Consider the following 25,306-nt stretch of genomic DNA (forward strand, 5'->3'; position numbering starts at 1 on the left):
CACTCATTCTGGTCGTTGTTGTCTTGAAGGCAGGTGAAATCCCGCCGGCTACGAGGCCTGCTTGACGTCCCGCGCTTCGCCTTTGGGGGGCTGCGGGGCGAGGGTCGATTGCGGCAGCCAGGTCTCGACGACCGGGGCCACCGACAGGCTGTGGGTGCCCGCCACGATTTGCACGATCAGCTCTTTTTCCCGCTGCCGTGCGGCGGCGATCGACCGCTCCTTGACGTGGCCATAGCCGCGAATCGAGTCCGGCAGATTCGCCCACTCCACAAACAACGGCAGGTTCTCCGCGCTCAGGTTTGGCAGCAGGCGTTGCAGTGTCTGCTCGTAGTCGAGCAACAGACGCCGCTCCTCACGGCGCTCGGCGGACCAGCCCAGCGGATCGAAGCGGGTGTGGCGCAACACGCGGCCCTTGGCCAACACCTTCAGCAGCGGCAACACCCAACCGGAGACGGCGATCTTCTTCGGCTCGCCGTTGCCGTCCTTGCGGTTGCGCATCAGGGGCAACGCGAAGTGGAACTTGAGCCTGACACCACTCTCGAAGCGGGCTTTGATTGGCGCCATGAAGCGACTGTCTGTGAGCAGCCGCGCGACTTCGTACTCGTCCTTGTAGGCCATCAACTTGAACAGGTTGCGTGCCACGGCCTCGGTGAGCGGGCTGTCATCGCCGATCGCAGGCGTCGAACGAAGCAGGTCGATCACCTGACGGTAGCGTGCTGCATAGGCCGCGTCCTGATAGTGGGTCAGGAACACACTGCGGGTCTCGACCAGCCGTTCGATGCTTTCGCGCCGAGCGGCAAGGTCGATGATCGACACCGGCGACACGTCGTTATTGGCCGGGTCGAGATATGGCATGACGAATGCCGGCTCCTGAGCCCACAGCCGTCCCCAGGCGAATGCCAGGTGGTTGGCGGCGGCGCTGCCGGCCTGATCGATGGCTTCTTTCAGCGCTTGCAGCGACACCGGCACCGTCCCCCGTTGCCAGGCATAACCCAGCAACAGCATGTTGGCCTGCATCGGATCGACAAGGTTGTTGGCCAGTTGTGCCGCATCCAGCGCGTGGTAGTGCTCGGCACCCACCCGTTGCTTGAGGAAGGCTTGAATCGCGGCGGTTTCGATGCGCAATTCGGTATTGCGCAGCATCGCTCCCGTCTGGGTCTGGGCGGTGTTGGCGATGACCACCGTTTTACCTGCCCGCAGTGTCGTCAATGCATCGTCTTCGCTGGCGACCACCAGATCGGCCGCAAGCAACAGGTCGGCACCACCCAGGTCGATGCGGTGCTGGTGCAGCACGTCAGCCGCGTTAGCCAGACGCACATGGCTGAGCACCGACCCGCCCTTCTGGGCGAATCCGGTGAAATCGAGCACGCTGACCGCCCGGCCGTCCAGATGCGCAGCCAGGGCAACCGTGCGTGCCACCGTCACGATTCCGGTGCCGCCGATGCCTGCCAGCAGCATTTCATACGGGGTTTCGAGTGAGCACGAAGACGGCAGTGCCAGTGCCTCGGCGCGGGCCAGAACCTGGCGGCTGTCGGCTTGCCGACGGTATTGCGCGCGCGGTTTGCCGGTCACCGTGACAAAGCTCGGGCAGAAGCCCTTGATGCAGGACAGATCGGTGTTGCATCCGTGGGGATCAATCCGACGCTTGGTGCCGAACGGAGTCGCGACCGGTGTCACGGACAGGCAATTGGACTTGACCTGACAGTCGCCACAGCCTTCGCACACGGCTTCGTTGATCAATACTTCGGTTTTCATGACAGGCGTCGGCAACTGTTTCTTGCGCCGACGCCCCTCAATGGCGCAGACCTGATCGAACACCAGCACACTGACACCCCGTGTCTCGCGCAACTGTCGCTGAACCTCTTCCAGCCGCTCACGGTGGAACAGCTCGACGCCCTGCGGAAGGCTGCCCGGCGCTTCGAAGCGTTGCGGATCGTCCGCCACCACCACGACCCGGTGGGCGCCTTCGGCTTGCATCAGTTCGACGGCTTTCTTGACCGTCAGTTTGCCGTCGATCGGCTGGCCGCCAGTCATGGCCACCGCATCGTTGTGCAGCAGCTTGTAGGTGATGGTCGCGCCGGCCGCAATGGCCTGACGGATTGCCAGATAGCCAGAATGGAAAAACGTACCGTCGCCGATGTTCTGGAAAATGTGAGGGGTTTCGACGAAGGGCGCCTGCCCCAGCCAGTCGACCCCTTCGCCCCCCATCTGCACGCTGCCGCTGGTTGCACGTTCCGGCATGCGCGCCGCCATCGCGTGGCAGCCGATACCGAGCCGCGCCTCGCTGCCTTCCGGCACTCGGGTGGAGGTGTTGTGCGGGCAACCCGAACACAGGTACGGCGTACGGCGGATCCAGTCATGAGTCCGGCTAACCGCAGGCAGATACCAGTACTCGGGCACTCTCAGTGTGATGCCCAGACCTTGCAGTCGTTGTTGAAGCATCGTCGCGAGGCGCGACGGCCTCAGTTCTTCGTGATCCGAAATCAACGGAGCGCCGCTTTCGTCACGCTTGCCCAGGATGACGGCACGCTGCCCGGACTCCGCGTTGTAGAGCGCTTGCTTGAGTTGCTCTTCGACGATGGCTTGCTTCTCTTCGACGATCAGCACCTGATCGGCCCGCTTCGCCCAGGCCTCCAGCACCGGTGACAGCGGGTAGACCAGATTGATCTTCAGCAGTGCCACACCGGCACTTTCCAGCTGTTCAAGCGAAACCCCGCCCTGCTGCAAGGCCTGGCGTACATCGCCATAGGCCTTGCCGATTGCGCCGATCACCAGCCTCGGCTGCTCCGGTGCCGTCACGGCGATATCGATCGGGTTGGCCAGCGCAAATGCACGGGCAGCGTCGAATTTGTAGGGAAGCCGCCGCTCGATCTGCATGCCCGGCAGGTCGGGCCAGCGCCAGTGCAGGCCGTCCGGCCCCGGATCGATATCGGGCGTGACGAATCCTGGCAACGGGGACGACTCGACGGAGGTGGTGGCCTCAACAGTCTCGGTGATGGCCTTGAAGCCGACCCATAGCCCGGACACCCGCGACAACGCCCAGCCCCACAGGCCGCAGCGTTCGTAATCGGCCAGTCCCGCCGGGTGAATCACCGGCAGCCCCCAGGCCATCAGGGTGCGGTCGGACTGATGGGACATCGACGACGAAACGCAGCCATGGTCGTCGCCGGTGACCACCAGGACGCCCCCGTTGGGCGATGATCCGTAGAAGTTGCCGTGCTTGATCGCGTCCCCGGAGCGGTCGACGCCAGGGCCCTTGCCGTACCAAAGGCCATAGACACCGTCATAGCGCTTTTTCGGATCGGTCTCGACGCGTTGAGTGCCGATCAGTGCCGTGGCCGCCAGATCTTCGTTGATGGCAGGCAGGAAGCGGATATCTGCGCTTTCCAGCACGTCTTTGCTTTTCATCAACTCCCGATCCACGCCACCCAGAGGCGAACCGCGATAGCCGCTGACGAACCCGGCGGTGCGCAAGCCGTTGGCTCGGTCCAGCGCCGACTGGGACAGAAGCAACCTCACGAGCGCCTGCTGACCACTCAGGAAAATGCGCCCGTTCGGCGTCGCGGATTCACGCGAATAGATGGAGTGAGCCTCAGGCTGGCGGCCAGACTGCGACGCTGCAACTGCCCCTTTCCCGGCCGCTGCCGTGGGCGTGCCCTGTGAGTGTTTGTCGGACTGAAGCCGCAGGTGTTCCGGATCAATGGCGTCTGAGTACACAGTTTCAAATCCTTATGAAAACTTCACGTTAAATGTGCTTGTTTACCCACTACAGCGAATGCGAATTCAGTACTTACAGTGATCTTCCATCAGATCCCGAGAGTTACACCTTCGCCATCAGGCCCCTCTTGCAAGACCTGAAACAAGCGGTTCGCAACCGCTCGAATACTCATTCATCGCAAAATCATTGACGCCACTATTCCGTCAAGCCAACAACCCCGGACACAACTTTTCCTGGTGCGCTCGCGCAAACCATCGGCAAACTTTAAAACAAACAATTCCCGACCATTGCCGTAGGTTTAAATAACTAAAAAAGCCCGGACATAAATCTAAAGTTCGCGAGTGCGATTCAAATCAAGTACAGCATCCGGCCGCCACGAAGAGCGTGGTTTAAAGACGTTTGACTGAAATTCTGGAAATTAGAATCGCCCGGCCCGCCGCCTGAAACGCGAGCTGAAAATGAACGAATGCTCGGTAGCCCGTCGGGCAAAGGGCAAAATGCGCACGTTCGACGTCGAGAAATGCCGAGTGCACATTACGTTGTTGGATGTTTTGAAGATGGGCGCCGCGTCAACGGGCAAACGCTTGGCAGCCGCCACGCGGGGCGTGTCGCAAGCGAGCCGGACAGGCACAGATAACGGGCGTGCCGCCCCCTTGGAATTCGAGTACAAGGTTTCAAATCCTTATGAAAACTTAACTTCAAGCGGGCTTTCCTGCCCACCCTGTCGAATGAGACCTGATACTTGCAGCGGCGCCTTGCCAGGCGGCCAGCACAATACAGGTGTGTGGTCGCAACCGCCTCGCCGCAGACTTCTTGTTTGCGGTGAAACGGGATAAACAATCGTTATTTGCAAACTCCCTGCAACGATCATTTAACGACCTGCTTTTGCGGGGAAAATAGTAAGTTCGGAGGAATTGCATTGTCAATCACTGTTACGAAAGTTTCACAAACAAAATAATTTAATGAACTACCTAGTCCACACAACCACCCTGCTCATGCTTTTAAAAACCATAAAAAAGACTTCGATTGATCGAATAATCTGCTGCTTTTATTGAGCAATACCGGCGAGTCAAGCAACCCTCTTCGCAACATTACACCTGTCATACAAGTTGCATGGCCGGATAAAACTCGCCCCCACAAACCCGAACTTTTTAGTCGCTGTTCCAGAGAAACACTCTCCAACTCTCTAAGACCAAAGTAGAACTTTACATGACCAGATATCGCCTGACGGTTCAAAGATGAACAGCATCATCAGAAACCGCCACCCACCACATCAGTTTCCCCCGCAGGTGGTGTGCCATGGGGCGAGCCTTTATCCTTGCCCTCCCGTCGTACCGTGTTATGGAGTTGTGCCATGCCCCATGAAGGCAACCTGTTGCAAGCCGCTGTCGTATTTCTGTTCGCGGCAGTGCTTACCGTTCCCCTGGCCAAGCGCCTGCAACTGGGCGCGGTGCTCGGTTATCTGTTTGCCGGAGTGATCATCGGCCCGTCGGTGCTGGGCCTGATCGGCAATCCGCAAAGCGTCAGCCATATCTCCGAGCTGGGCGTGGTGTTGCTGCTGTTCATCATCGGTCTGGAGCTTTCGCCGCGACGCTTGTGGGTGATGCGTAAATCGGTGTTCGGTGTTGGTCTGGCGCAGGTGCTTTTGACCGGTTCGGTGATTGGCGTACTGGCGTTGTCGGTGTTCGGCCAGCCGCTGAACAGCGCGATTGTTCTGGGCCTGGGCCTGGCGCTGTCGTCCACCGCGTTTGGCCTGCAAAGCCTGGCGGAACGCAAGGAACTGACCAGCCCTCACGGGCGGCTGGCGTTTGCGATTCTGCTGTTCCAGGACATCGCCGCGATCCCGCTGATCGCCCTGGTGCCGATGCTCGCGGGCGTCGATCACCACACCAGCACTGCCGACGATGTGCGCCACAGTTTGCAGGTCTTGGGCAGCATCGCCGTGGTGGTGATCGGCGGGCGATATCTGTTGCGTCCGGTGTTCCGCGTGGTGGCGAAAACCGGCCTGCCGGAGGTGTCTACCGCGACCGCGTTGCTGGTGGTCATCGGCACCGCGTGGCTGATGGACATGGTCGGCGTGTCGATGGCGCTGGGCGCATTCCTTGCCGGGTTGCTGCTGGCGGATTCGGAATATCGCCATGAGCTGGAAGCGCAGATCGAACCGTTCAAAGGCCTGCTGCTGGGGCTGTTCTTCATCAGCGTCGGCATGGGCGCCAACCTCAGCCTGCTGCTCAGCGCGCCGATCACCGTGCTGGGGCTGACGCTGTTGCTGATTGCGCTGAAGTTGCCACTGTTGTTTGTGGTCGGGCGTCTGGCCGGCGGGTTGAACAAGGTCAGTGCGATTCGCCTGGGCATCGTGCTGGCGGCGGGTGGTGAATTTGCATTCGTGGTGTTCAAGATCGGTCGCGATCAAGGTCTGTTCGAGCCGCGTCTGTACGACCTGCTGGTGCTGACCATCACCCTGTCGATGGCCGTCACGCCGTTGCTGCTATTGATCTGCGCACGGCTGGTCAGCCCGAAGGTGCAGCCAGTGGAAGTGCCGGAGAAATTCCGCCAGATCGACACCGAAACTCCACGGGTGGTCATCGCCGGCATGGGCCGGATGGGTCAGATCGTGGCGCGGATCCTGCGGGCACAGAACATCAAGTTCGTGGCGCTGGACACCTCGGTGGAAACCATCGAACTGTCGCGCAGTTTCGGCGGCGTGCCGGTGTTCTACGGCGACCCGATGCGTCCGGAAATCCTCAGCGCGGCCAAGGTCGGGGAAGCGGAATACTTCGTGATTGCCACGGACGATCCGGAGACCAACATCAAGACCGCCGAGATCGTGCGCAAGCTCTACCCGCACATGAAGATCATCGCCCGGGCGCGTAACCGGCAGCACGTTCATCGCCTGGTGGATGTCGGCGCCGATCCGATTCGGGAGACCTATTACTCCAGTCTGGAAATGAGCCGTCGCACCTTGGTCGGCCTCGGCTTGACCCAGGCCCAGGCCGATGCGCGGATCAAGCGCTTCAAGCACCACGACGAACAGGTACTGGAAGCTCAGCACGCGGTGTACGACGACGCGGCCAAAGTGCTGCAGACCGCGCAGGAAGCGCGGGCGGAACTGGCCAGACTGTTCGAGTCGGATCAACTGGAAGAACAGTCCGGCAAGTCCTGAGCCCCGCCATCAATCCTTCCCACGCAATGCGCGGGAAGGTTCTGATCAGGCCATCTCCAGCGTCCGCTCTTCCTGCACGGGCGTCACTTCAAACCGATCCGCCAGAAACGGTGTGATATCCAGCGGCAGCGGCTCATCGTTGACCAGCTTATCCAGCAACACCCCGGTAATCGCTGACGTCAGCACCCCGGTGCGGAAGTGCCCGCAGGCATTCAGGTAGCCGTCCACCCCGGCCATGGGCCCGAGAATCGGCAACTCATCCGGCGAGCCCGGCCGCAGCCCGGCCCAGGTGCGCTTGAGGTTGATGTCCGCCAGTTCCGGCAGACAACGCACCGCGCCCTGCACCAGCCCGGCGATTTCCGGCCAGGTGGTGGTGACGTCGAAGCCTTTGTCCTCGGTGGTGCTGCCGATCAGGATCTCGCCGTTGTCCTTCTGCGCCATGTAGCAATCGCTGGTGGTCAGGCAACCGTTGAGGATTTTCGGCAGGCGTTCGGTGAGCAGAATCTGGCCTTTCACCGGCTTCACCGGAATACGAATTCCCGTGGCCCACTCACTGAGATCTGCCGCCCACGCACCGGCGGCGTTGATCAGGGTCTTGCAGTGAAATACCCCGGCTTCGGCCGTTTGCACGCCGGTCACCCGCGTACCGTGATGCAGAACGCCGGTGATGTTGGTGTTGACGTACATGTCCACACCATTCTGCCGGGCGCCTTCGGCGTAGGCGTCGGCGAGGCGGAACGGGCTGACCTGGTGATCGCAGAGAAACTCCAGCGCGCCACGCGCTTCATGACTGACGCTCGGCTCGGACTCGCGCAATGCCGCCTGATCGAGCCAGCGCACCTGATCGGCCAGGTGCGGAATGCAGCCGACGATGTGCTCGGCGTACAACCGGTCTTCATCGTCATAAATGACGAACTTGAGCCCGGTCTTCTCGAACTTGAAGTCCATCCCGTGGTTGTCTTTCAGCTCACGGTGCAGCGCCGGGTACAGCGCGTTGGACTGCAAGGCGAAATCGAAGAACGACGGCGGCAGAATGTGCGGCGTGCTGGAATCCACCGCCACCGCCGCGCCCTGGGTTTCGCGCTTGCGATTGGCCGACATCATGCGGAAGAAAATCACCCCGCAGCCCAGTCCCACCGACTCACCGATGGCCCACAAGCCGCCGGCCGAGGCACGGGTCGCGTTGCCCGGGCGCTTGGCGTCGATCATCGCGACCTTGAGATTTTTGCGCTTGGACAACTGATAGGCGATGGACGCGCCGATCACACCGCCGCCGGCGATGACCACGTCATAGAACTTACTCATGGGAAACGGCCTCCGTGCCGAGGGACTGGAACGCGGAAAAAGGAATCGGATCGACCGGGAAACGCGGCCGCAACCAGCCAACATCCTTGCGCCCGGTGGCCTGGCGCAAACGGTCGCTGCAATAGCCGACGCACATCCGCCCCTGACAGTCGCCCATGCTCACGCGGGTGCGCATTTTCAGGCTGGCGATGTCTTGCACGCCCTGCTCCAGCGCCCGGTCGATGTCGGCGCGGGTGGCGTGTTCACAGCGGCAGATCACCGTGTCGGCCGCCGGCAATGTGATTTGCCCGACGCCGCGTTCGGTGTAGCGATCCACCGCCGCGCGAAAACGCACGATGGCTTTGAGTTTGCTCAGGTAACGGTCGCGGCGGACCCGCGCCAGTTCCTCTTCCAGCACACCGCGTTGCAGCAGGATCGAAGTGGCGGCGATCTTGCCGGCCAGCATCGCCGCTTCACCGCCGCGAATCCCGCCCATGTCACCGGCCAGATGCACGTGGGGCTCGCTGCTTTGCTGCCAGATGTTGGCGTTGGCGCGCAGGTAACCGTCGTCGCTGAAGCCGTGATCCAGGCCCATTTGCTGACTCAACTGGGTACGCGGAATGAAGCCGTAACCGACCGCGAGCGTCTTCGCTTCGAAGCGTTCGACGCGGCTCATGTCCGGTTCCCACGTCGCCGAGTACGGTGCCACGCTGACGCTTTTCAATTCGCCTTCGCCGTGTGCCTCGACCACGCCCCAGCCGTAGTTCATCGGGATGCCGTGCAACTTCAGGTAGGCGAGCATGCTCAAGCCATCGAGGAACAGTTGCGGCTTGTTCAGCAGCGCCAGGCTTTCCTTGGCAATCTTGCCGAACGCGCAGGCCTCGTAGACACCGGCAACACTCACGCCTGACGCGTGCAACTGGGTCGCCACCAGCGGCAACAGCGGCCCGGTGCCGGCGATCACCACTGGGCCCTGCGGTTTGACCACGCCGCTCTTGATCTGCAATTGCAGGCCGCCAAGCATGATCACGCCCGGCAGCGTCCAGCCGGGAAACGGCACGCTGCGCTCATGGCAACCGGCGGCCAGCAGCAGTTGCGGATAACTGATTTCGTGCAGACGCTCATCGCCATCGAGCACGACTAGCGAGCGGGTAGCTTCGGCGCCAACCACACGGTGATGCAGGCGCACATCGATCAGCCCGGCCTGCTCCTGAAAGTCACCGTGCAATTTGCTCAGTGCTTCGGAATAGCGCGGCCCCAGGTAATCCAGCTGCACGCCGTCACGCAGCGGCCCGCGATAGACCACACCACCCAGGCGCGACGCCTCCTCAAGCAATGTGCTGCGCACACCATGGCGCGCCAGTTCGATGGCCGCCGCCATCCCCGCCGGCCCACCGCCGACGATGACCGGATGCTGGCTCATAGCGCCTCCTGACCGTGAATGCGGTTGGCCTGGGTTTCGATGTGCATGCCGTCACGCACCACGGTCTGGCAGGCACGGCGTTTGTGCCGGCCGTTGATTTTCACCAGGCAGCACTGGCACACGCCCATCCCGCAATAGGCACCGCTGATCTGGTTGTGATCGTTGCGCGCGACCTGGCGCACGCCGAGAGACTGAATGACGCTGAGCACGGTTTCGCCGATGGCGGCGGTGACCGGTTGGCCGTTGATGTGGACAGTCATATCCGCCTGCGCCAAGGGCTGGATATCGAAGGTTCTTTCTAGGCAGTGCATTGCGATGATCATCCGTGAAAAGTTCAGGTGAGGTTGAAACAGCTCCTTGCTGCACTACACCTTGCCGACACGTGGGGGTTATCTCTCTCTATCGGGCCGGCAGGTTGGTTCCGCTCGCGCAGCAACGTGCGCGCAAGCAATGTAGTCGATCCAGCGGCAAGGGCCTGGAAAATTCACGGTAGGGGATATCGCGCAGAAGAATATTGATCCAGGCCATGGAAATGACTGTACGGTTCTGCCGCCGATCAGTTGGAAAACACGAACTGCCCTTTGATCTTTTTCGAACCGATGAAACCGAGGTCAGGGAACAACTTGGTTTTCAGCCACACGACAAAATAGACCATGGCCAATGTGAGGCCGACGCCGATCAGGGTGGAGACCGGGTCTTCGGCGTAGTCCTTGAACAGGCGTGAAACCTGGCTGAGCGTAAGGATCACGAAGACGGTGTAGGTCTGAGCGGAGTATTTGTAGAAACCCCAGGCAAACAGCAGCGGGATACCACCGCCGATCAGCATGAGCGTCAAGGCCAATCCGATGCCGGAGTCCCAGCCCAGGACAAATCCGGCGAGCGCGCCGAGCAATGCCTGAATGCAGGTCAGCACGATCAGGATCGTGACCTTGCGTGCATACTGGCGACGCAGTGCCGGGTCAATGCGTGAACCAATCCAGTAAGCCAACACCCGATCCTTGACCGCCCCGCCCGAAAACGCCTTGAAGGTTTCGGTCTTCGAGCGCCCGGCGTCCAGCATCTCATCCAGCTGCCGTTTGATTTCCTTCTTGTCCAACGTCTTCATCCTTAAACAGAAATTGAAGCGGCCGATCCGCTTGCGGCGTCGATTCTGGCTGCTGGCCCTTTAGAAAGCAAAAAGCCGCTTCCACCCGAAGGTGGAAGCGGCCGAGGCACAAGCCCCAGAGGGATCAGTGCACAAACAGAGCGATCAGAATGATGATCGGGATTGGCACGCCGAGGAAAAACAGCAGTAGTGAGCGCATGGTGATTCTCCTTGTTAACGGACCGGAGGCAGTGTGGCCGTGGTGTAGGTTTCGACTTCAACGTACTCGACCGCATCCCGGCGGCGACCGCCGAAGGTGGCCGACAGACTGGCGAAGAACGCACCGGCCAGCAGCGCGATGAACATCCACAGCGAAGTCCAGGCAGCGACTTTGGCGGCGGTGTCAGCGGCTTGCTGAGCTTTGACCTTAGCGTCGGCAATGGCTTTTTGCGTACGGGCGTAGATTTCATCGACGCGACGTTCGGCATCGGCTTGGGTCAGATTGGTCCGTTGCGCGACCAGTTGTGCAAGGTAGGTACGATCCTCGGGGCTGAGCTGACCGTTGGCCAGGCTCTGGGCGAAGATCCGGGTCACGGTGCCGCGAGCGGCGTCATCGCTGACAGAGGCAGGACGGTCATCGCGGAACAGGCTGTCGACGAAGTAGCCGTACTGATTACTGTCGGTGTTCGCCGCTGCAGTCCCGGCCGCCTGAGTCATGGCACTGGCCGCACCACCGGCGACACTCGCACCGGCCTGCACACCACCGCTGACGATGCTGCTGACCGAGCCGACCACCAGCGTCGCAGTAACCAGCGTGGCCACGCACCAGGCAAGGAAGCCATGGGCGGTGTCGCGGAAATACACCTCGTCACCGTGCATGTTCGCCCACTTCACCCGCAGGCGACCGGCGATGTAGCCACCCAGGCCGGAAGCAATGATTTGCGTCGCCGCCAGCCAGACAATTGTCGAAATGCCCAGGCCCTTGGCGCTGACGCCCTCCCCGGCCCACGGTGAAACAGCGGAGAAGCCCAGACCGAAACCGAGCAGCACCAGAATCAACGACAGTGCCGCAGCGGCCGCGGCCCCAGCGAAGATCGCGCCCCAGGACACCCCTGAGACGTTACTCGACTCGCCTTCGAAGGCAGGATAAAACCCATCAGAGGATCTATTCATTGTTGTTCTGCTCCCGGCATGAAAAATGGTGTTACAACTCGTCAGCAGATGAATTGCAGTGACCGTGCCAGTCGCCAACATTAAATAAATCGTTGAAATTCAATCTCTTAAAAAGACTGAACTTCCCAGGGCCATGCAATTTGCAACAACGGTCCGATATCAGCGGGCTTTATGCATTGGCACAAAAGCCCGGTCATTTGAGTTTGTATCAACTACAACATGAAAGTTAATTTAAAGCGTTATTGCAAAATCTTGGCAAAATGCTGCCATTCCGTTTGAACCGATCAGCAGGCCCACCATGACTCGCATCTTGACCATCGAAGACGACGCCGTGACCGCCCGGGAAATCGTCGCCGAACTCAGCAGCCACGGCCTCGACGTGGATTGGGTCGACAACGGCCGCGAAGGCCTGGACCGCGCCGTCAGCGGCAACTACGACCTGATCACCCTCGACCGCATGCTGCCCGAACTCGATGGTCTGGCCATCGTCACCACCCTGCGCACCATGGGTGTGTCCACGCCGATCCTGATGATCAGCGCGTTGTCCGACGTCGATGAGCGCGTGCGCGGCCTGCGCGCCGGCGGTGACGATTACCTGACCAAGCCGTTCGCCACCGACGAAATGGCGGCCCGGGTCGAAGTGTTGCTGCGCCGGCAGCACAATGGCGGCACCCAGCCGACCACCCTGCGCGTGGCGGACCTTGAGCTCGACCTGATCAGCCATGAAGCCAGCCGCGCCGAGCAGGTGCTGACGCTGTTGCCCACCGAATACAAGTTGCTGGAATTCCTGATGCGCAACAGCGGCCAGATCCTGTCGCGGATGATGATTTTCGAGGAAGTCTGGGGTTATCACTTCGACCCGGGGACCAACCTGATCGACGTCCACATCGGTCGCCTGCGCAAGAAGATCGACCCGCCGGGCAATGTCCCGCTGATCCGTACGGTGCGAGGCTCGGGTTATGTCATTGCCGAACCCGTCTGACGGTTGGCGTTCCTCCAGCAGCCGGTTGCTGGCGCTTTACAGTTCATTGTTCGTGGCCTGGAGCGGGATCCTCATGGGGGTCATGTATTTCGAGGTCTCCGGTTACCTCGACAGCCTGGCCAAACATTCGCTGATGCAGCGTCAGCATCTGTTCTCGCACTTTCGCGGCGAGCAGCTCGAGGATGCACTCGCCGCCAGCATGACGTTCGATATCCGCGGCATCGATGCCTACGGCCTGTTCGCCGCCGACCACACCTACCTCGGCGGGGCTTTGCAGCAAATGCCTGCGGGCCTGCCGCTGGACGGCAAGATCCACGAATTGCGCGACTGCTCCGAATCCGACGATCCGACCCTGCCCGCCGACAGTTGCGATGCGGTCGCCACCCCGACCCGCGACGGTCGCTGGCTGGTGCTGGTGCGCGACAACGGTTCGCTGTTCGCCGTGACCCGCATCATTCTGCGTGCATTGCTCTGGGGCGTTTCGCTGACAATCGTACCGGGGGTCATCGGCTGGCATTTGCTGCGGCGTCGGCCGTTGCGGCGAATCCGCGCGATTCAGGCCAGTGCCCAGTCGATTGTCGCCGGTGACCTGACTCATCGATTGCCCGTGTCCAATCGCCGCGACGAACTGGACATGCTCGCCGCCATCGTCAACGCCATGCTCGATCGCATCGAGCGTCTGATGAACGAAGTCAAAGGCGTGTGCGACAACATCGCCCACGACTTGCGCACTCCGCTGACGCGTTTGCGGGCGCAGTTGTATCGCATGCAGCAACAGGCCGGCGAAGGCTCGCCGGAAGCGGCGCAACTGGATCTGGTGCTGGCCGAAGCCGATACGCTGATGGCGCGTTTTCGCGGTTTGCTGAGGATTTCCGAACTGGAAGATCGCCAGCGGCGTTCGGGATTCGTCGAGCTCGATCCGGTGCGACTGCTGCAGGAACTGCATGAGTTCTACCTGCCGCTGGCCGAGGAAGACGAACTGCGTTTCGAGCTGAACATGCCCGAAACCCTGCCGATGCTCAATGGTGACCGGGCGCTGTTGTTCGAGGCGCTGGCCAACCTGTTGAGCAACTCGATCAAGTTCACCCCGCCGGGAGGCACGGTGATTTTGCGTGGGGTGAATGATGCGGGGCATACACGGATCGAAGTGCACGATTCCGGCCCCGGCATTCCCGAGTCGGAACGCGAAGCGGTGTTCCAGCGCTTCTATCGTGCAGAGGGTGGGCAACCGCAAAGCGGTTTCGGACTGGGGCTGTCGATCGTTGCGGCGATTGTCAGCCTGCACGGGTTCAGTCTTGAGGTGGGTCGCAGCGATCTGGGCGGGGCGAAACTGGTGCTTGATTGCCGGCAGAGGCTGATTTCACAGACCTGATTTTTGGGCAGGGATCGTTCCCACTTTGCGTGGGAACGATCATGAAACTCAGGCCGGGTAGTTAGCGCGCAGCGCTTCGAGGCCGCCCTGATAGATGCCGCTGAACAGCGCCACCACTTCCTCATCGCTCACGCCCTTGGCCGTGAAGCGTCCCGACCACGTCACCCGCGCGCCCTGCCCCTGGGCTTCGACGCGAATCGTCGCCAGATAATCCGTGGCCGGAAACGGTGCCTGCTCGATCGAGTAGCTGTAGGTCTTGCCCGCGTTATCGAACGTCTCCAGACGCTCGATCACCACCGCGCCGTCGGCGGTTTGCAGGGTGCGTACGCGGCCACCGTCGCTCAGTTCACTCTTGGGAATGAACGGCAGCCAGTCCGGCAGCGTGTTGAAGCCGCCGATCAGTTGCCAGACCTGATCGGCCGAGGCCGGGATGTCGATGAATGCTGATGCTGTTGCCATAAATAAACGTCTCTCTTGAGGAATTCAGATTGCCAGGCTGTCGACCACGCCGCCGTCGACGCGCAATGCCGCGCCGGTGGTGGCCGAGGACAGCGGTGAAGCGATGTAGGTCACCAGATGCGCGACTTCTTCGACATTGGCCACGCGCTGGATGATCGAGGTCGGACGGGCCCTGCGCACAAACGCGTCGGCTTCGTCCCGCAAGCTACGGCCGGACTCGGCGGCGGCATCCTTGAGCATCTCTTCGACGCCGTCGGTGAAGGTCGGCCCCGGCAGGATTGCATTGACCGTCACCCCGGTGCCGGCCAAGCGTTTGGCCAGGCCATGGGACACCGCGAGGTTGGCGCTTTTGGTCACGCCGTAGTTGATCATGTCGGCCGGGGTGGCCACGCCGGATTCCGAAGACAGGAAGATCACCCGACCCCAGCCCTGCTCGACCATCGCCGGCACGTAATGTCGCGACAGGCGCACGCCGGAGATCACGTTGATTTCATAGAAGCGCGTCCACTCATCGTCGGGCGCGTCGAAGAAATCCACGGCGTTGTAGATCCCGAGGTTGTTCACCAGGATGTCGGCTTTCGGTTCGGCGGCGAACAGTTTCTGCGCGCCTTCGGCCGTGCCCAGATCCGCCGTCAGACCGCGCAGTTTCGCGCCCGGAACGGCTTGCCGAATGCTCGCCAGTGCCTGCTCGACCTTGGCCGCGTCGCGACCGATCACCACCACCGTGGCGCCCGCCTCGGCCAGCGACTGGCTGATGCCCAAACCGATACCCGCCGTGCTGCCGCTGACAATCGCCAGTTTCCCGCTCAGATCGATCTTCATGCTTTCACCTCGTCGATAGGTAATGGTGCACGTTCGGACACCAGTTTCGCTTCACGCATGGCCCGCCAGAAACCGGCCGGAATGACCGCCGACAGCGCCGCTACATCTTCGGCAATGCGCCCCGGTTTGCTCGCGCCGGGAATCACTGCCGCCACGGCCGGATTGGCCAGCGAGAATTGTAGTGCAGCCGCTTTGACATCCACGCCGTGAGCGGCGGCGATGCGTTTGATCTGCTCGACCTTGGCAATGATTTGCGGACTGGCCTTCTGGTATTCGAAGTGCGCGCCACCGGCCAGGATCCCCGAGCTGTAAGGGCCGCCGACGACGATCTCGACGTTTTGCGCCAGAGCCGAATCCATCAGACGCTGCAGGGCGCGGTCGTGATCGAGCAAGGTGTAGCGCCCGGCCAACAGGAAGCCGTCAGGCTGCGCCTCGGTCAGGTCGAGCGTCAACTCGCAGGGCTCAACCTTGTTCACACCCAAACCCCAGCCCTTGATCACGCCTTCTTCACGCAGGCGGGTCAGGACTTTGAAGGCCCCGGTGCGGGCCTGATTGAAGTACTCCAGCCATTGGTCGCCGTAGAAGTCCTGAGCGATGTCGTGGACCCAGACGATGTCGAGGCGATCGGTTTTCAGGCGTTCGAGACTGTCTTCGATCGAGCGCAAGGTGGCGTCGGCGCTGTAGTCGTTGACGATCTTGTTCGGGCGGCCGTGTTCGAACACCCCGCTCTTCTCGCCCAGATCACGGGCGGCGGCGTCTTCGACTTCATCGAGAATCACCCGGCCGACCTTGGTGCTGAGCACATAGTCATCGCGCTTGTAGCGGGACAGTGCTTCGCCGAGGCGGATTTCCGACAGGCCCGAGCCGTAGAACGGCGCGGTGTCAAAGTAACGCACGCCCGCATCCCACGCCGTATGCACGGTGGCCTGGGCTTCTTCCTCGGGGATGGCGCGGAACATGTTGCCCAGTGGCGCGGTGCCGAAGCCCAGTTGGCCGGGCAGTTTGTCTTTCAAGCTCATGGGGATTTCCTCGTAGTGTCTGGGTCGTGGTTGACCGTTGAGCAGATCCTAGATTGCGACACTCAGACCGTCCAAGACATAATGCGCAGCACTTGAGTCCCTATAGGTCTGACATGATTGATTTCCGCCAATTGCGCTACTTCGTGGTCGTCGCCGAGGAAGAGCACGTCGGCCGCGCGGCCGAGCGCCTGCACATTTCCCAGTCGCCCCTGAGCCGGCAGATCGCCCAGCTCGAAGAGCGCCTGGGCCTGACCCTGTTCGAACGCAGCCAGCAACGCATCCGCCTGACCCGCGACGGCCATACGTTCCTTGCCGAAACCCGCGCCTTGCTGACCCACGCCAATCGCCTGGAATCCCTCGGCAAACGCCTGGGCCGTGGAGAAGAAGGTGGCTTGTGCATCGGCTACATCGAGAACGCCATGCACGCGGGCGTATTGCCCAATGCCTTGCGCGTATTGCGGGCAGATCGGCCGAACGTGCATGTCGCGCTGTACAACCTCAGCTCCGCCGAACAACTCGAAGGCCTGCGTCAGCGTAGTCTCGATATCGCACTGGTCAGCGAACCGCCGACGACCGACGATCCTGACTTGCTGGGCTTCCAGGTGCTGGACGATCCGATGCTGCTGGCGCTGCCGGAGCAGCATCCATTGGCCACACAGGCATCGCTGACCCCGGAGGATCTGGCCACTCAGGAGTGGATCGGCGTGCAACCCCGTCAGGACGCGGGCGACGATTTTGTGAGTGCCTGCCTGCGCGCCGGCTTCACCCCGGATGTGCGGATGCAGGCGACCGAGCCGTTCACCGCGCTGGGGCTGGTTGCTTCGGGGCTGGGGATTGCGATGATCCAGAAAGGCCTGAGCCACAACGCCCCGCCGGGTGTGGTGTTGCGGGAGGTGCCGTGGCTGGAGTTTACCACGCCGCTGTGGGCGGCCTGGCATCGGGTCAATTTGCGGCCGTTGGTGGAGACATTCAGGACGGTACTGACGGGCCCGGACATCTCGGGCGCGTGACTAAAGGCGCGGTTCAAACGCCCAACCGCGCCCACCCCGCCACCAACTGCGCACTGATACTCACCCCGCCACACACCACAATCACCACATCCCGAGCCCCCGCCAGCGCGGGATGATCCAGATAAGCCACCGCCAGCGACACACCACACGCCGGCTCCACCAGTTGCCGCAAATCACTGGCATAACGCACCACGCCCATGATCGCGTCGTCATCGGACAGCACCAGGCATTCGTGATCGAACTCGCCGATGTGCTGCACCGGCCACTCCGCCACTTGCGCGGCGCCAAGGGAGGTGGCGACGGTGTCGATCTTGCTCAGGCGCACCGGGTGGCCGGCCTGTACGGCGGCGGCAAACGAGGCGGCGCCCTGGGTTTCGCAGGTGATGATTCGACAGTCACGCCGGTCATGGCGCAGCAGCCCTGTGAGAATTCCTGCAAGCAATCCCCCGCCGCCGACCGAGGTGACCACGGTGTCGACCTGCGGGCAGTCTTCGAGGATTTCATCGATCATTGTGCTGTGCCCTTGCCACAACACCGGGTGGTCGAAGGCCGGCACGTATTCGGTGTCCGCAGCGCTGGCCAGTTCACGGGCACGCTGATTGGCTTCGTCCCAGACTTTGCCGTGGACGATGACTTCGGCACCGGTGCGACGAATGCGTGCGCGGGTCGCTTCCGGGGTGGTGTGTGGCACCACGATGCAGGCTTGCAGGCCCAGGCTGACCGCCGCCACCGCCGTCGCAAGACCTGCATTGCCACCGGACGGGCAGACAACTTTGCGCTTGCCCTGCGCCGCTGCCTGACTGCACAGCAGGCCCATGCCGCGCAGTTTGAAAGAACCACAGGGTTGCAGGTTTTCCAGTTTCAGCCAGATACGCCGGGAAGTGGTCGACAGGGTCGGATGGAGGATCAACGGCGTGCGGATGTGCAGCATGGCGGACTCCTGATGACGCCACGCCCGGGCGACCTGTTCGCCGGCGCGTGGACGGTTGAAGTCGAAACGTCCCTGTCTGAAGCTTAGTTCACCCTGCCCCCTCGACGGTAAACGCCGGGGATCGTGCAGCGATCTACACTGAACGGAACAGCCGTGAGGTGCCTATGAAAATGTCAGCGCAAATGACCGTCGTCGCGGTAATCGCCACTCTCGCCTACCTGGGGCTGGCGATGTGGGGCATTGGTGGCGTGGCGGTGTTCTTTTCCCACGGCGCGCTGGTGGTGGTGGCGCTGGCGACGCTGGCGATGGTGGTGGTGTCGCTGTTCAGCGAGGTGAACCTGAGTTCGGGTGAGCGCGAGGACCGGGCCAATCGCTGGGTGATTCCGGCGTTCGGCGTGATCGGGCTGGTCAGTGCTTTTCTGCCGGCTTACTGCGACCGCATCGGTTTCTGGACCGTTGGCCCCGAAGGCACCCGTTGGCTGGGGGCGTTGTTGTTCATCGCTGGCGGTGCCTTGCGCCTGTGGCCGGTGTTTGTTCTGGGCCACCGTTTCAGCGGATTGGTGGCGATTCAGCCGGGACATCGACTGGTCACTGAAGGCATCTACACGCACCTGCGCAATCCCAGCTATCTGGGGCTGGTCGTCAACGCACTGGGCTGGGCACTGGCGTTTCGTTCGGTCGTCGGGATCCTGCTGGCGGCGCTGACGCTGATCCCGCTGATTGCCCGCATCCATTCAGAAGAAGCCTTGCTGCGCACCCAGTTCGGCGCCGAATACGATGCCTATTGCGCGCGCAGCTGGCGGTTGTTGCCGGGTGTTTACTGAGGTTGCAGGCGTAACTGGCCGTTGTTGTCGATGCTCAGCGCAACGTCGCGGTAACTGGCGATGGTCGCGTGTGAGGTTTCAATCGGATGCTGGTGAGTCGCGGTGATGATCATCAACGGCGCACCGGCCGCTTCCGCCGCCTGAATGCCAACAGTCGCGTCTTCAAAAATCAGGCAATCGGCCGGTTCCAGTCCCAGACGTTTGGCGGCCAGTCGATAGCCGGCCGGGTCAGGTTTGCCCGCCGTCACGTCTTCAGCCGTGATCATCACCGCAGGCTCGGGAATCCCCGCCGCCGCCATCCGTCGCAGCGCCAGATCCCGTGGCGCCGAGGTCACCATGGCCCAGCGATCTGCCGGCAACGACTTGAGAAACGCCGCCGCACCGGGGATCTCGACAATCCCTTCAACGTCTTCGATTTCCGCCTCGGTGATGAACGCTGCTTGCGCCTCGGCGTCCACGCCCGGCAGGTTCAGGCGAGTGATGGTGTCGATGGCGCGCACGCCGTGGATGGTCGGCAGGAAGGTCTCGACATCCACGCCATGACGCTCGGCCCAGGCCGCCCAGATCCGCTCGGCGGCGGCGATGGAGTTGAGGACGGTGCCGTCCATGTCGAACAGGAACGCGCCGAACGCGCGATTGAAAACAGCATCGTGAGCAGACAAGGGATCGCATCCTTAGGCAGAGCCGGGCAAATGTGCCCGGCAATGTAGCATCTGCCGAAGGCTTCAGTGCAGACGCGGTGCCTTGGATTTGAATGCGTCGTCCACGCAATCGAGCAACTGGCCGATGGCCCAGGGTTTCTTGATGAACGCCACTGGATGGCGGACGCCGGAGGTCTCCGGCGTTTCATAACCGGACATGACCATCACCGGTTTTTCCGGCCAGCGCTCGCCGACCAGATTGGCCAGGTCCGCGCCATTGAGGGTGCCGGGCATGGTGATGTCGGTGAGCAGCAGCGCGACTTCCGGCGCGTGCTCTTCCAGGTATCGCGACGCCGCATCGGCACTGGTCTGCGGCTCGACCTTGAAACCTTCCTCCTGAAGAATTTCGCACAAAAACTCCAGAATCAACGGGTCATCCTCGACTACCAGAATCAACCCGCCAGGAAGGTGCGCGCTCGCCGTCGGAATTGGACACATGAACTGGCACTCCCTGAATTGCATGAACGATTTAGCGGCTTGATCCCGCTGCTTATCTGGTATGAGCAGCGCCTTCTACAGAAATTCATTTTTGATACAGGTCTTTTCGATAACACCCGGTCAACGGGCAGTCGCCGACCCGTAATTGCGGTTAAAATGCGCGCCCTTTTGCTTGCCGATCCCGATTGATGAACCCTGAAGCCCTCGCCGTTCTCCACGCCCACCTGCTCACCGCGCTGACTTCGGCACCGGCCGAAACCCGGCGTCTGTTCCATGGCCGTGGGCGCTGCTGGCCGGGGCTGGAACAGCTCACCGTCGACTGGCTGCAAGGCGTGGTGCTGGTGTCGCTGTTCAAGAAACCCGAGGCTTCGCAACTGGAAGACCTCAAGCGTCTGTTGCTGGAGATCACCGGTTCAGCGCCATGGCAGCAATCCGGCGCTCACACCCTGTTGATCCAGCATCGCTACCTGCCGCAAAGCACCGCCGAATGGCTGCTGGGCGAAGAAATCGACGAGATGACCATCGTCGAGGGCGGGCTGAAATACCGCGTGGATCTGGGCCGCAAGCAGAACGCCGGGCTGTTCCTCGACATGCGCTACGGACGCAACTGGGTGCGCGAGCAGTCTGCCGGCAAACGGGTGCTGAACCTGTTCGCCTACACCTGCGGTTTCTCGGTGGCAGCCATCGAGGGCGGCGCCAGCCATGTGGTCAACCTCGACATGTCCCGCGCGGCGCTGAGCCGCGGCCGCGACAATCACCGCCTGAACGGGCATGACCTGAGCAAGGTGAGTTTTCTCGGCCACGACCTGTTCAAGTCCTGGGGCAAGGTCATCAACAGCGGCCCGTATGATCTGGTGATCATCGACCCGCCGTCGTTCCAGAAAGGCAGTTTCCTGCTGACCAAGGATTACCAGCGCGTACTGCGCCGCCTCCCGGAACTGCTGACGGCCCAGGGCACGGTGCTGGCCTGCATGAACGATCCGGCGTTCGGTTCGGATTTCCTGATCGATGGCGTGACCCAAGAGGCGCCGAGCCTGCGTTTCGAGCAGCGGCTGGAAAACCCGCCGGAGTTTCCGGACGTCGACCCGGAAAGCGGTCTGAAGGCGCTGCTGTTCAAGCAGATCGACTGACCCTGCTCAGCGCGGGCGCAACACCAGCGCAAACAACTCGCCATGCCCGGTGACGTTGAGCTTGTGATAGAGGTTGCGCCGATGCACCTTCACCGTCTCCGGCGAAATGTTCATGTGCTGGGCGATGGCCTTGCTCGAGAAGCCCTGGAGAATCAGGCGCGCCGTATCGATTTCGCGCGCGGTCAGCCGCGCGTCGAAACGGTCCAACAGCGCCGCCAGATCGCCGACCGGCGCCTCGACCACCGCACCTTGCGGCGGCAGCAACTGCACATGCCGGCGCATCGCTGACAACACCCAGTCCCGCACGCACAGCAGGCGCCCTTGCTCCTGCAAACTGAACGCCTTGGCCCGGCCCATCGACAATCCGAGCACACCGTCATCGGTGTTGACCATGAATTGCAGTTCATCCGCGCCGACCACGGAGCGGAAGTAGCTCAGGTAGTACTCGCTGTGCAGAAACTGGTCCGGTGCCACGGACGCCAGGCTGTGCAAACCGTCAGCGATCCCGGCGCACGCGGCCTGATAGAACGGATCGAGCAGGTACATGCCGGCACAGTAACCGGCCAGTTCTTCCTGTTCCTCGGCGCGGCCCTGGCTGTCGACATCGATCAGCAATTGCGGCGGGCGCCCCGTCTGCATCACCGCCACCAGCGCATTGTCCAACGGCACCAGCAGCCGCAAGGTATCGACCAGCGCCCGCCAGAAACCGTCCTGGCCGATGCTGGCGAATACCCGCGACAGGCTCTGATGCACCGGCAATTCCTGCAGCAACGCGTCCACGCTCTACCCCTTTTGAGTAACCCATGATGGGAATGGGTCTGGTGCGGCCTGCCCGATAGGCTGACCACTCCTGTTCATTACCGGCCTGCCGCAGGCCAGGAGTGCCGCATCATGCGTTGTCATCGTGGGTATATCAACCTGGGCCTGGCGGGCGTCGTGTCCGTCGCACTGACCGCTCAAGCGGCCGATGCGCCGAGCGTGCATGTCTACAACTGGTACGACTACATCGGCCCGAACACCCTGCATGATTTCAAGCGCGACAGCGGCATCGAACCGGTCTACGACACCTTCGACAGCGCCGAAGTGCTGGAAGGCAAACTGATGACCAGCCACAGCGGCTACGACGTGGTGGTGGCAAGCAATTTCAGCCTACCGACCCTGATCAAGGCCGGCGCCCTCGCCCCGTTGCCCCGCAATCAACTGCCGGGCTGGAAGAACCTCGACAACGACCTGCTCGGCAAACTGGCCAATAACGATCCCGGCAACCAGTACGCCGTGCCGTATCTGTGGGGCACCAACGGCATCGGCTACAACGTCGACAAGGTGCGCGCCGTGCTGGGCGACAAGGCGCCAGTGGACTCCTGGGATCTGGTGTTCAAGGAAGAGAACCTGGCCAAGCTCGGCGAGTGCGGCGTGGCGATGCTCGATTCGCCGTCGGAAATGCTCCCGGTCGCGTTGCACTATCTTGGCTTACCGCCGAACAGCACCAACGCCGAGGACTATCAGAAAGCCGAAGCGCTGCTGCTGAAACTGCGCCCGCACATCGCCTACTTCAACTCCTCGAAATTCATCAGCGATCTGTCCAACGGCAACATCTGCGTGGCGGTCGGCTGGTCCGGCGCGATGCTCGAAGCCAAGACCAACGCCGAGCAGGCCGGCAACGGCGTGAAGATCCAGTACAGCCTGCCGAAGGAAGGCGCGCCGGTGTGGTTCGACACGCTGGTGCTGCTCAAGGACGCGCCGCATCCGACCCAGGGCCTGGCGTTCATCGACTACCTGCTGCGGCCCGAGGTGATTGCGCCGGTCAGCGATCACCTCTCCTACCCCAACGGCAACCGCGCCGCCACCGCGCTGGTCGCCGAAGCCACCCGCGACAACCCGGCGGTGTACCCGTCCGCCACGGCGATGGCCACGCTGTTCACCCTCGAGCCCCTGCCCAAAGCCACCGAACGGGTGCGCACGCGGGTCTGGAGCAAGGTCAAGAACGGCCAATAATCAACATTGAACAGAGAAGAAAACACCATGAAACCAAGAGCCCGCGATCTCCCTATCCGCATCGGCCAACTGCAGCCCGGCCCGCTCAATGCCATCACCGACGTACCCGGCGTGCGGGTCGGCCACAGCAATGTGCGGGGGCAAAGCGCCGCCGGACGCGACATCTGCACTGGCGTCACCCTGATCGAGCCGCGCGCAGGTTCGACCAATGCACAACCGTGTTTTGCCGGCGTTCACGTACTCAACGGCAACGGTGATGCGACGGGGCTGGAATGGATTCGCGAAGCCGGCCTGCTGACCAGTCCGATCGCCTTCACCAACACCCACAGCCTAGGCGTGGTGCGCGATGCCTTGATCGAGCTGGATCGCGCGCAACAACCGGACGACGGTCGTCTCTACTGGAACATGCCGGTGGTGCTGGAAACTTTCGATGGTTTGCTCAACGACATCAACGGCTTTCATGTGAAACCCGAACACGTGGCCGAGGCCATGAGCAATGCAGTCGATGGCCCCGTGCAGGAAGGCGCGGTGGGCGGTGGCAGCGGCATGATCTGCCATGAATTCAAGGGCGGGATCGGCACCGCATCGCGCCGATTGAGCAAGGCTCAGGGTGGCTGGACGGTGGGCGCCATCGTTCAGGCCAACCATGGGATTCGCAGCGAGTTGCGGGTCGACGGCTACCCGGTCGGGCGCTACATGGAACAGGTGGATTCGCCGTTCCTGCGTGCCTCGCTACCGCATCCGGGCATGGGTTCGATCGTGGTGTGCCTGGCCACCGATGCGCCGCTGTTGCCGCATCAATGCACGCGACTCGCGCAACGGGCGAGCCTCGGTCTGGCGCGTACCGGCGGCGGTAACGAAGACCACAGCGGCGACATTTTCATCGCCTTCGCCACCGGCAACGGCCACATCCCTCCCGCCGCCTATGAAGGCAAAGGCGCGTCGACCTGTGACGGCTTGCGGATGGTCAACAACGACCACATCAGCGAGCTGTTTCTGGCGGCGACCGAGGCGGTTGAAGAAGCGATCATCAACGCCCTGCTTGCCAGCGACAGCACCGAAGGCAACGGGCATTCGGTGCCGGGGCTGGATGCCGCGACCCTGCTCGCCGCCCTGGATAAAGCAGGCTGGCCCGGCGCTCGCTGAAACGGTTCCCAAAGACCTTTAGCGGAACAACCCAAGTCCGAGTTCGCGCGCCGCCTGCAGTTGCACCGCAGGGTCGCGCAACTCGGACTCCAGCAACAACGCCGAGCCCGCCACCGTCGCCCCGCAATAATCGAAAATACCGTGATCGATCTGCGCCTTCATCGCCGCGCCGTAGCCGTGGCGTTCGTAGGTGCGTGCATCGGCCCCGCCGAGTGCGACCCGTTGCACACGCAGTCGCCCGAGTTTCTTCAGCGTCGAATCGCCGTCGAAATCAAACGCCCAACCATTGCTGAACACCCGGTCTATCCAGCCCTTGAGGAGCGCCGGCATCGACCACCAGAACACTGGATACACCAGCACCAGCGCATCGGCGCGGTCGATGCGTGCCTGCTCGGCCAGGACGTCTGCTGGCGGTGCGGACTCACGGTGATGCACCGCCCAGTCGGCCACGCCAAAACGCGGATCGAATTCCTCGGCGTGCAGGTCAGCGATTTCGAAGGTGTTGGACGGATCGCTCTCCAACAGGCCTTTGGCAATCTGCTGCGCCAGCGCATGGGTCAGCGAACGAGGGTCGTCATGAGCCACAACAATCAATGCGTGCATGGGGAAATCTCCGGTTGGTGGATGCTGAC

General features: G+C 62.1%; 22 protein-coding genes. 8 read left to right on the forward strand and 14 right to left on the reverse strand.

The annotated features are described in order from the left end of the window. Positions 1-48 precede the first annotated feature (48 nt). Positions 49-3,717: an indolepyruvate ferredoxin oxidoreductase family protein gene (locus tag AC1RME_RS09380; RefSeq protein WP_096822584.1), complete on the reverse strand. Its 3,669-nt coding sequence runs from the start codon at positions 3,715-3,717 to the stop codon at positions 49-51. A 1,355-nt stretch (positions 3,718-5,072) separates the two neighbouring features. Here AC1RME_RS09380 and AC1RME_RS09385 point away from each other — a divergent pair. After that, positions 5,073-6,881: a monovalent cation:proton antiporter-2 (CPA2) family protein gene (locus AC1RME_RS09385; protein WP_096822585.1), complete on the forward strand. Its 1,809-nt coding sequence runs from the start codon at positions 5,073-5,075 to the stop codon at positions 6,879-6,881. A gap of 45 nt (positions 6,882-6,926) precedes the next feature. On the opposite strand, the gene hcnC is transcribed toward AC1RME_RS09385, so the two are convergent. The 5 genes from hcnC to AC1RME_RS09410 form a co-directional block, all read right to left on the reverse strand. Continuing rightward, on the reverse strand, positions 6,927-8,186 hold the full coding sequence (gene hcnC, locus AC1RME_RS09390) for a cyanide-forming glycine dehydrogenase subunit HcnC (protein ID WP_096822586.1): 1,260 nt from the start codon (positions 8,184-8,186) through the stop codon (positions 6,927-6,929). After that, positions 8,179-9,588, reverse strand: coding sequence for a cyanide-forming glycine dehydrogenase subunit HcnB (hcnB, locus tag AC1RME_RS09395; RefSeq protein WP_096822587.1), 1,410 nt, complete (start codon positions 9,586-9,588; stop codon positions 8,179-8,181). Before hcnB ends, hcnC begins: the two co-directional genes overlap by 8 nt. Continuing rightward, positions 9,585-9,899, reverse strand: a complete 315-nt coding sequence (gene hcnA / locus AC1RME_RS09400; protein WP_096822653.1) for a cyanide-forming glycine dehydrogenase subunit HcnA — start codon at positions 9,897-9,899, stop codon at positions 9,585-9,587. The genes hcnB and hcnA overlap by 4 nt, the downstream gene beginning before the upstream one ends. 245 nt (positions 9,900-10,144) lie before the next feature. Then, on the reverse strand, positions 10,145-10,684 hold the full coding sequence (locus AC1RME_RS09405; protein WP_096822588.1) for a hypothetical protein: 540 nt from the start codon (positions 10,682-10,684) through the stop codon (positions 10,145-10,147). Positions 10,685-10,906: 222 nt separating this feature from the next. Further along, the gene (locus AC1RME_RS09410; RefSeq protein ID WP_096822589.1) at positions 10,907-11,845 is read right to left on the reverse strand and encodes a hypothetical protein; all 939 of its coding nucleotides are present in this window, start codon (positions 11,843-11,845) and stop codon (positions 10,907-10,909) included. A 298-nt stretch (positions 11,846-12,143) separates the two neighbouring features. Between AC1RME_RS09410 and AC1RME_RS09415 the strand changes: the two genes are divergently transcribed. Both AC1RME_RS09415 and AC1RME_RS09420 read left to right on the forward strand, forming a co-directional pair. Continuing rightward, on the forward strand, positions 12,144-12,827 hold the full coding sequence (locus AC1RME_RS09415; protein ID WP_096822590.1) for a response regulator transcription factor: 684 nt from the start codon (positions 12,144-12,146) through the stop codon (positions 12,825-12,827). Next, positions 12,805-14,199: a sensor histidine kinase gene (locus AC1RME_RS09420; RefSeq protein WP_096822591.1), complete on the forward strand. Its 1,395-nt coding sequence runs from the start codon at positions 12,805-12,807 to the stop codon at positions 14,197-14,199. Before AC1RME_RS09415 ends, AC1RME_RS09420 begins: the two co-directional genes overlap by 23 nt. A gap of 48 nt (positions 14,200-14,247) precedes the next feature. On the opposite strand, the gene AC1RME_RS09425 is transcribed toward AC1RME_RS09420, so the two are convergent. Genes AC1RME_RS09425 through AC1RME_RS09435 form a run of 3 tightly spaced genes read right to left on the reverse strand, consistent with a single transcriptional unit; the run spans position 14,248 to position 16,499 of the window. Then, entirely contained in the window at positions 14,248-14,658 is a 411-nt protein-coding gene (locus AC1RME_RS09425) for an SRPBCC family protein (RefSeq protein WP_096822592.1), read from the reverse strand. Positions 14,659-14,682: 24 nt separating this feature from the next. After that, on the reverse strand, positions 14,683-15,480 hold the full coding sequence (locus AC1RME_RS09430; protein WP_096822593.1) for an SDR family NAD(P)-dependent oxidoreductase: 798 nt from the start codon (positions 15,478-15,480) through the stop codon (positions 14,683-14,685). After that, positions 15,477-16,499 (reverse strand): aldo/keto reductase, encoded by a 1,023-nt coding sequence (locus tag AC1RME_RS09435; protein WP_096822594.1) that lies wholly within the window; start codon positions 16,497-16,499, stop codon positions 15,477-15,479. Before AC1RME_RS09435 ends, AC1RME_RS09430 begins: the two co-directional genes overlap by 4 nt. Before the next feature lie 113 nt (positions 16,500-16,612). Here AC1RME_RS09435 and AC1RME_RS09440 point away from each other — a divergent pair, with 113 nt between their 5' ends. Further along, positions 16,613-17,509: a LysR substrate-binding domain-containing protein gene (locus AC1RME_RS09440; protein WP_096822595.1), complete on the forward strand. Its 897-nt coding sequence runs from the start codon at positions 16,613-16,615 to the stop codon at positions 17,507-17,509. A 13-nt stretch (positions 17,510-17,522) separates the two neighbouring features. Here the strand turns inward: AC1RME_RS09440 and AC1RME_RS09445 are convergent, their stop codons facing one another. Beyond that, positions 17,523-18,440: a pyridoxal-phosphate dependent enzyme gene (locus AC1RME_RS09445; protein WP_096822596.1), complete on the reverse strand. Its 918-nt coding sequence runs from the start codon at positions 18,438-18,440 to the stop codon at positions 17,523-17,525. A 164-nt stretch (positions 18,441-18,604) separates the two neighbouring features. On the opposite strand from AC1RME_RS09445, the gene AC1RME_RS09450 reads away from it, so the two are divergent. Further along, positions 18,605-19,264 (forward strand): methyltransferase family protein, encoded by a 660-nt coding sequence (locus tag AC1RME_RS09450; protein ID WP_493091029.1) that lies wholly within the window; start codon positions 18,605-18,607, stop codon positions 19,262-19,264. On the opposite strand, the gene AC1RME_RS09455 is transcribed toward AC1RME_RS09450, so the two are convergent. Then, positions 19,258-19,926: an HAD family hydrolase gene (locus tag AC1RME_RS09455; protein WP_096822598.1), complete on the reverse strand. Its 669-nt coding sequence runs from the start codon at positions 19,924-19,926 to the stop codon at positions 19,258-19,260. The two genes, AC1RME_RS09450 and AC1RME_RS09455, sit on opposite strands and share 7 nt — an antisense overlap. 63 nt (positions 19,927-19,989) lie before the next feature. Then, complete coding sequence (locus AC1RME_RS09460) at positions 19,990-20,403, reverse strand: response regulator (protein ID WP_096822599.1); 414 nt, start codon at positions 20,401-20,403, stop codon at positions 19,990-19,992. Positions 20,404-20,591: 188 nt separating this feature from the next. Here AC1RME_RS09460 and AC1RME_RS09465 point away from each other — a divergent pair, with 188 nt between their 5' ends. Then, positions 20,592-21,533 (forward strand): class I SAM-dependent methyltransferase, encoded by a 942-nt coding sequence (locus AC1RME_RS09465; RefSeq protein ID WP_493091032.1) that lies wholly within the window; start codon positions 20,592-20,594, stop codon positions 21,531-21,533. Between the two features lie 6 nt (positions 21,534-21,539). Here the strand turns inward: AC1RME_RS09465 and AC1RME_RS09470 are convergent, their stop codons facing one another. Continuing rightward, the gene (locus AC1RME_RS09470) at positions 21,540-22,313 is read right to left on the reverse strand and encodes a helix-turn-helix transcriptional regulator (protein WP_096822601.1); all 774 of its coding nucleotides are present in this window, start codon (positions 22,311-22,313) and stop codon (positions 21,540-21,542) included. 111 nt (positions 22,314-22,424) lie between these two features. On the opposite strand from AC1RME_RS09470, the gene AC1RME_RS09475 reads away from it, so the two are divergent. Together AC1RME_RS09475 and AC1RME_RS09480 are read left to right on the forward strand one after the other, a co-directional pair. Beyond that, positions 22,425-23,528: a polyamine ABC transporter substrate-binding protein gene (locus tag AC1RME_RS09475; protein WP_096822602.1), complete on the forward strand. Its 1,104-nt coding sequence runs from the start codon at positions 22,425-22,427 to the stop codon at positions 23,526-23,528. A 27-nt stretch (positions 23,529-23,555) separates the two neighbouring features. Beyond that, entirely contained in the window at positions 23,556-24,674 is a 1,119-nt protein-coding gene (locus tag AC1RME_RS09480; RefSeq protein WP_096822603.1) for a DmpA family aminopeptidase, read from the forward strand. Positions 24,675-24,692: 18 nt separating this feature from the next. Here the strand turns inward: AC1RME_RS09480 and AC1RME_RS09485 are convergent, their stop codons facing one another. After that, positions 24,693-25,277 (reverse strand): NAD(P)H-dependent oxidoreductase, encoded by a 585-nt coding sequence (locus AC1RME_RS09485; RefSeq protein ID WP_096822604.1) that lies wholly within the window; start codon positions 25,275-25,277, stop codon positions 24,693-24,695. Positions 25,278-25,306: the final 29 nt, after the last annotated feature.

It is taken from the genome of Pseudomonas sp. GW822-FHT03F08, from assembly GCF_058801265.1.

Excerpts from the sequence above, each read along its gene's own strand:
- AC1RME_RS09465 (WP_493091032.1), top strand. The coding sequence starts at position 20,592 with ATGAACCCTGAAGCCCTCGCCGTTCTCCACGCCCACCTGCTCACCGCG.
- AC1RME_RS09410 (WP_096822589.1), bottom strand. The coding sequence starts at position 11,845 with ATGAATAGATCCTCTGATGGGTTTTATCCTGCCTTCGAAGGCGAGTCG.
- AC1RME_RS09445 (WP_096822596.1), bottom strand. The coding sequence starts at position 18,440 with ATGCTGCACATCCGCACGCCGTTGATCCTCCATCCGACCCTGTCGACC.
- AC1RME_RS09425 (WP_096822592.1), bottom strand. The coding sequence starts at position 14,658 with ATGGCAACAGCATCAGCATTCATCGACATCCCGGCCTCGGCCGATCAG.
- hcnB (WP_096822587.1), bottom strand. The coding sequence starts at position 9,588 with ATGAGCCAGCATCCGGTCATCGTCGGCGGTGGGCCGGCGGGGATGGCG.
- AC1RME_RS09460 (WP_096822599.1), bottom strand. The coding sequence starts at position 20,403 with ATGTGTCCAATTCCGACGGCGAGCGCGCACCTTCCTGGCGGGTTGATT.
- AC1RME_RS09450 (WP_493091029.1), top strand. The coding sequence starts at position 18,605 with ATGAAAATGTCAGCGCAAATGACCGTCGTCGCGGTAATCGCCACTCTC.
- AC1RME_RS09385 (WP_096822585.1), top strand. The coding sequence starts at position 5,073 with ATGCCCCATGAAGGCAACCTGTTGCAAGCCGCTGTCGTATTTCTGTTC.
- AC1RME_RS09485 (WP_096822604.1), bottom strand. The coding sequence starts at position 25,277 with ATGCACGCATTGATTGTTGTGGCTCATGACGACCCTCGTTCGCTGACC.
- AC1RME_RS09430 (WP_096822593.1), bottom strand. The coding sequence starts at position 15,480 with ATGAAGATCGATCTGAGCGGGAAACTGGCGATTGTCAGCGGCAGCACG.
- hcnC (WP_096822586.1), bottom strand. The coding sequence starts at position 8,186 with ATGAGTAAGTTCTATGACGTGGTCATCGCCGGCGGCGGTGTGATCGGC.
- AC1RME_RS09420 (WP_096822591.1), top strand. The coding sequence starts at position 12,805 with ATGTCATTGCCGAACCCGTCTGACGGTTGGCGTTCCTCCAGCAGCCGG.
- AC1RME_RS09480 (WP_096822603.1), top strand. The coding sequence starts at position 23,556 with ATGAAACCAAGAGCCCGCGATCTCCCTATCCGCATCGGCCAACTGCAG.
- AC1RME_RS09415 (WP_096822590.1), top strand. The coding sequence starts at position 12,144 with ATGACTCGCATCTTGACCATCGAAGACGACGCCGTGACCGCCCGGGAA.
- AC1RME_RS09475 (WP_096822602.1), top strand. The coding sequence starts at position 22,425 with ATGCGTTGTCATCGTGGGTATATCAACCTGGGCCTGGCGGGCGTCGTG.
- AC1RME_RS09440 (WP_096822595.1), top strand. The coding sequence starts at position 16,613 with ATGATTGATTTCCGCCAATTGCGCTACTTCGTGGTCGTCGCCGAGGAA.
- AC1RME_RS09435 (WP_096822594.1), bottom strand. The coding sequence starts at position 16,499 with ATGAGCTTGAAAGACAAACTGCCCGGCCAACTGGGCTTCGGCACCGCG.
- hcnA (WP_096822653.1), bottom strand. The coding sequence starts at position 9,899 with ATGCACTGCCTAGAAAGAACCTTCGATATCCAGCCCTTGGCGCAGGCG.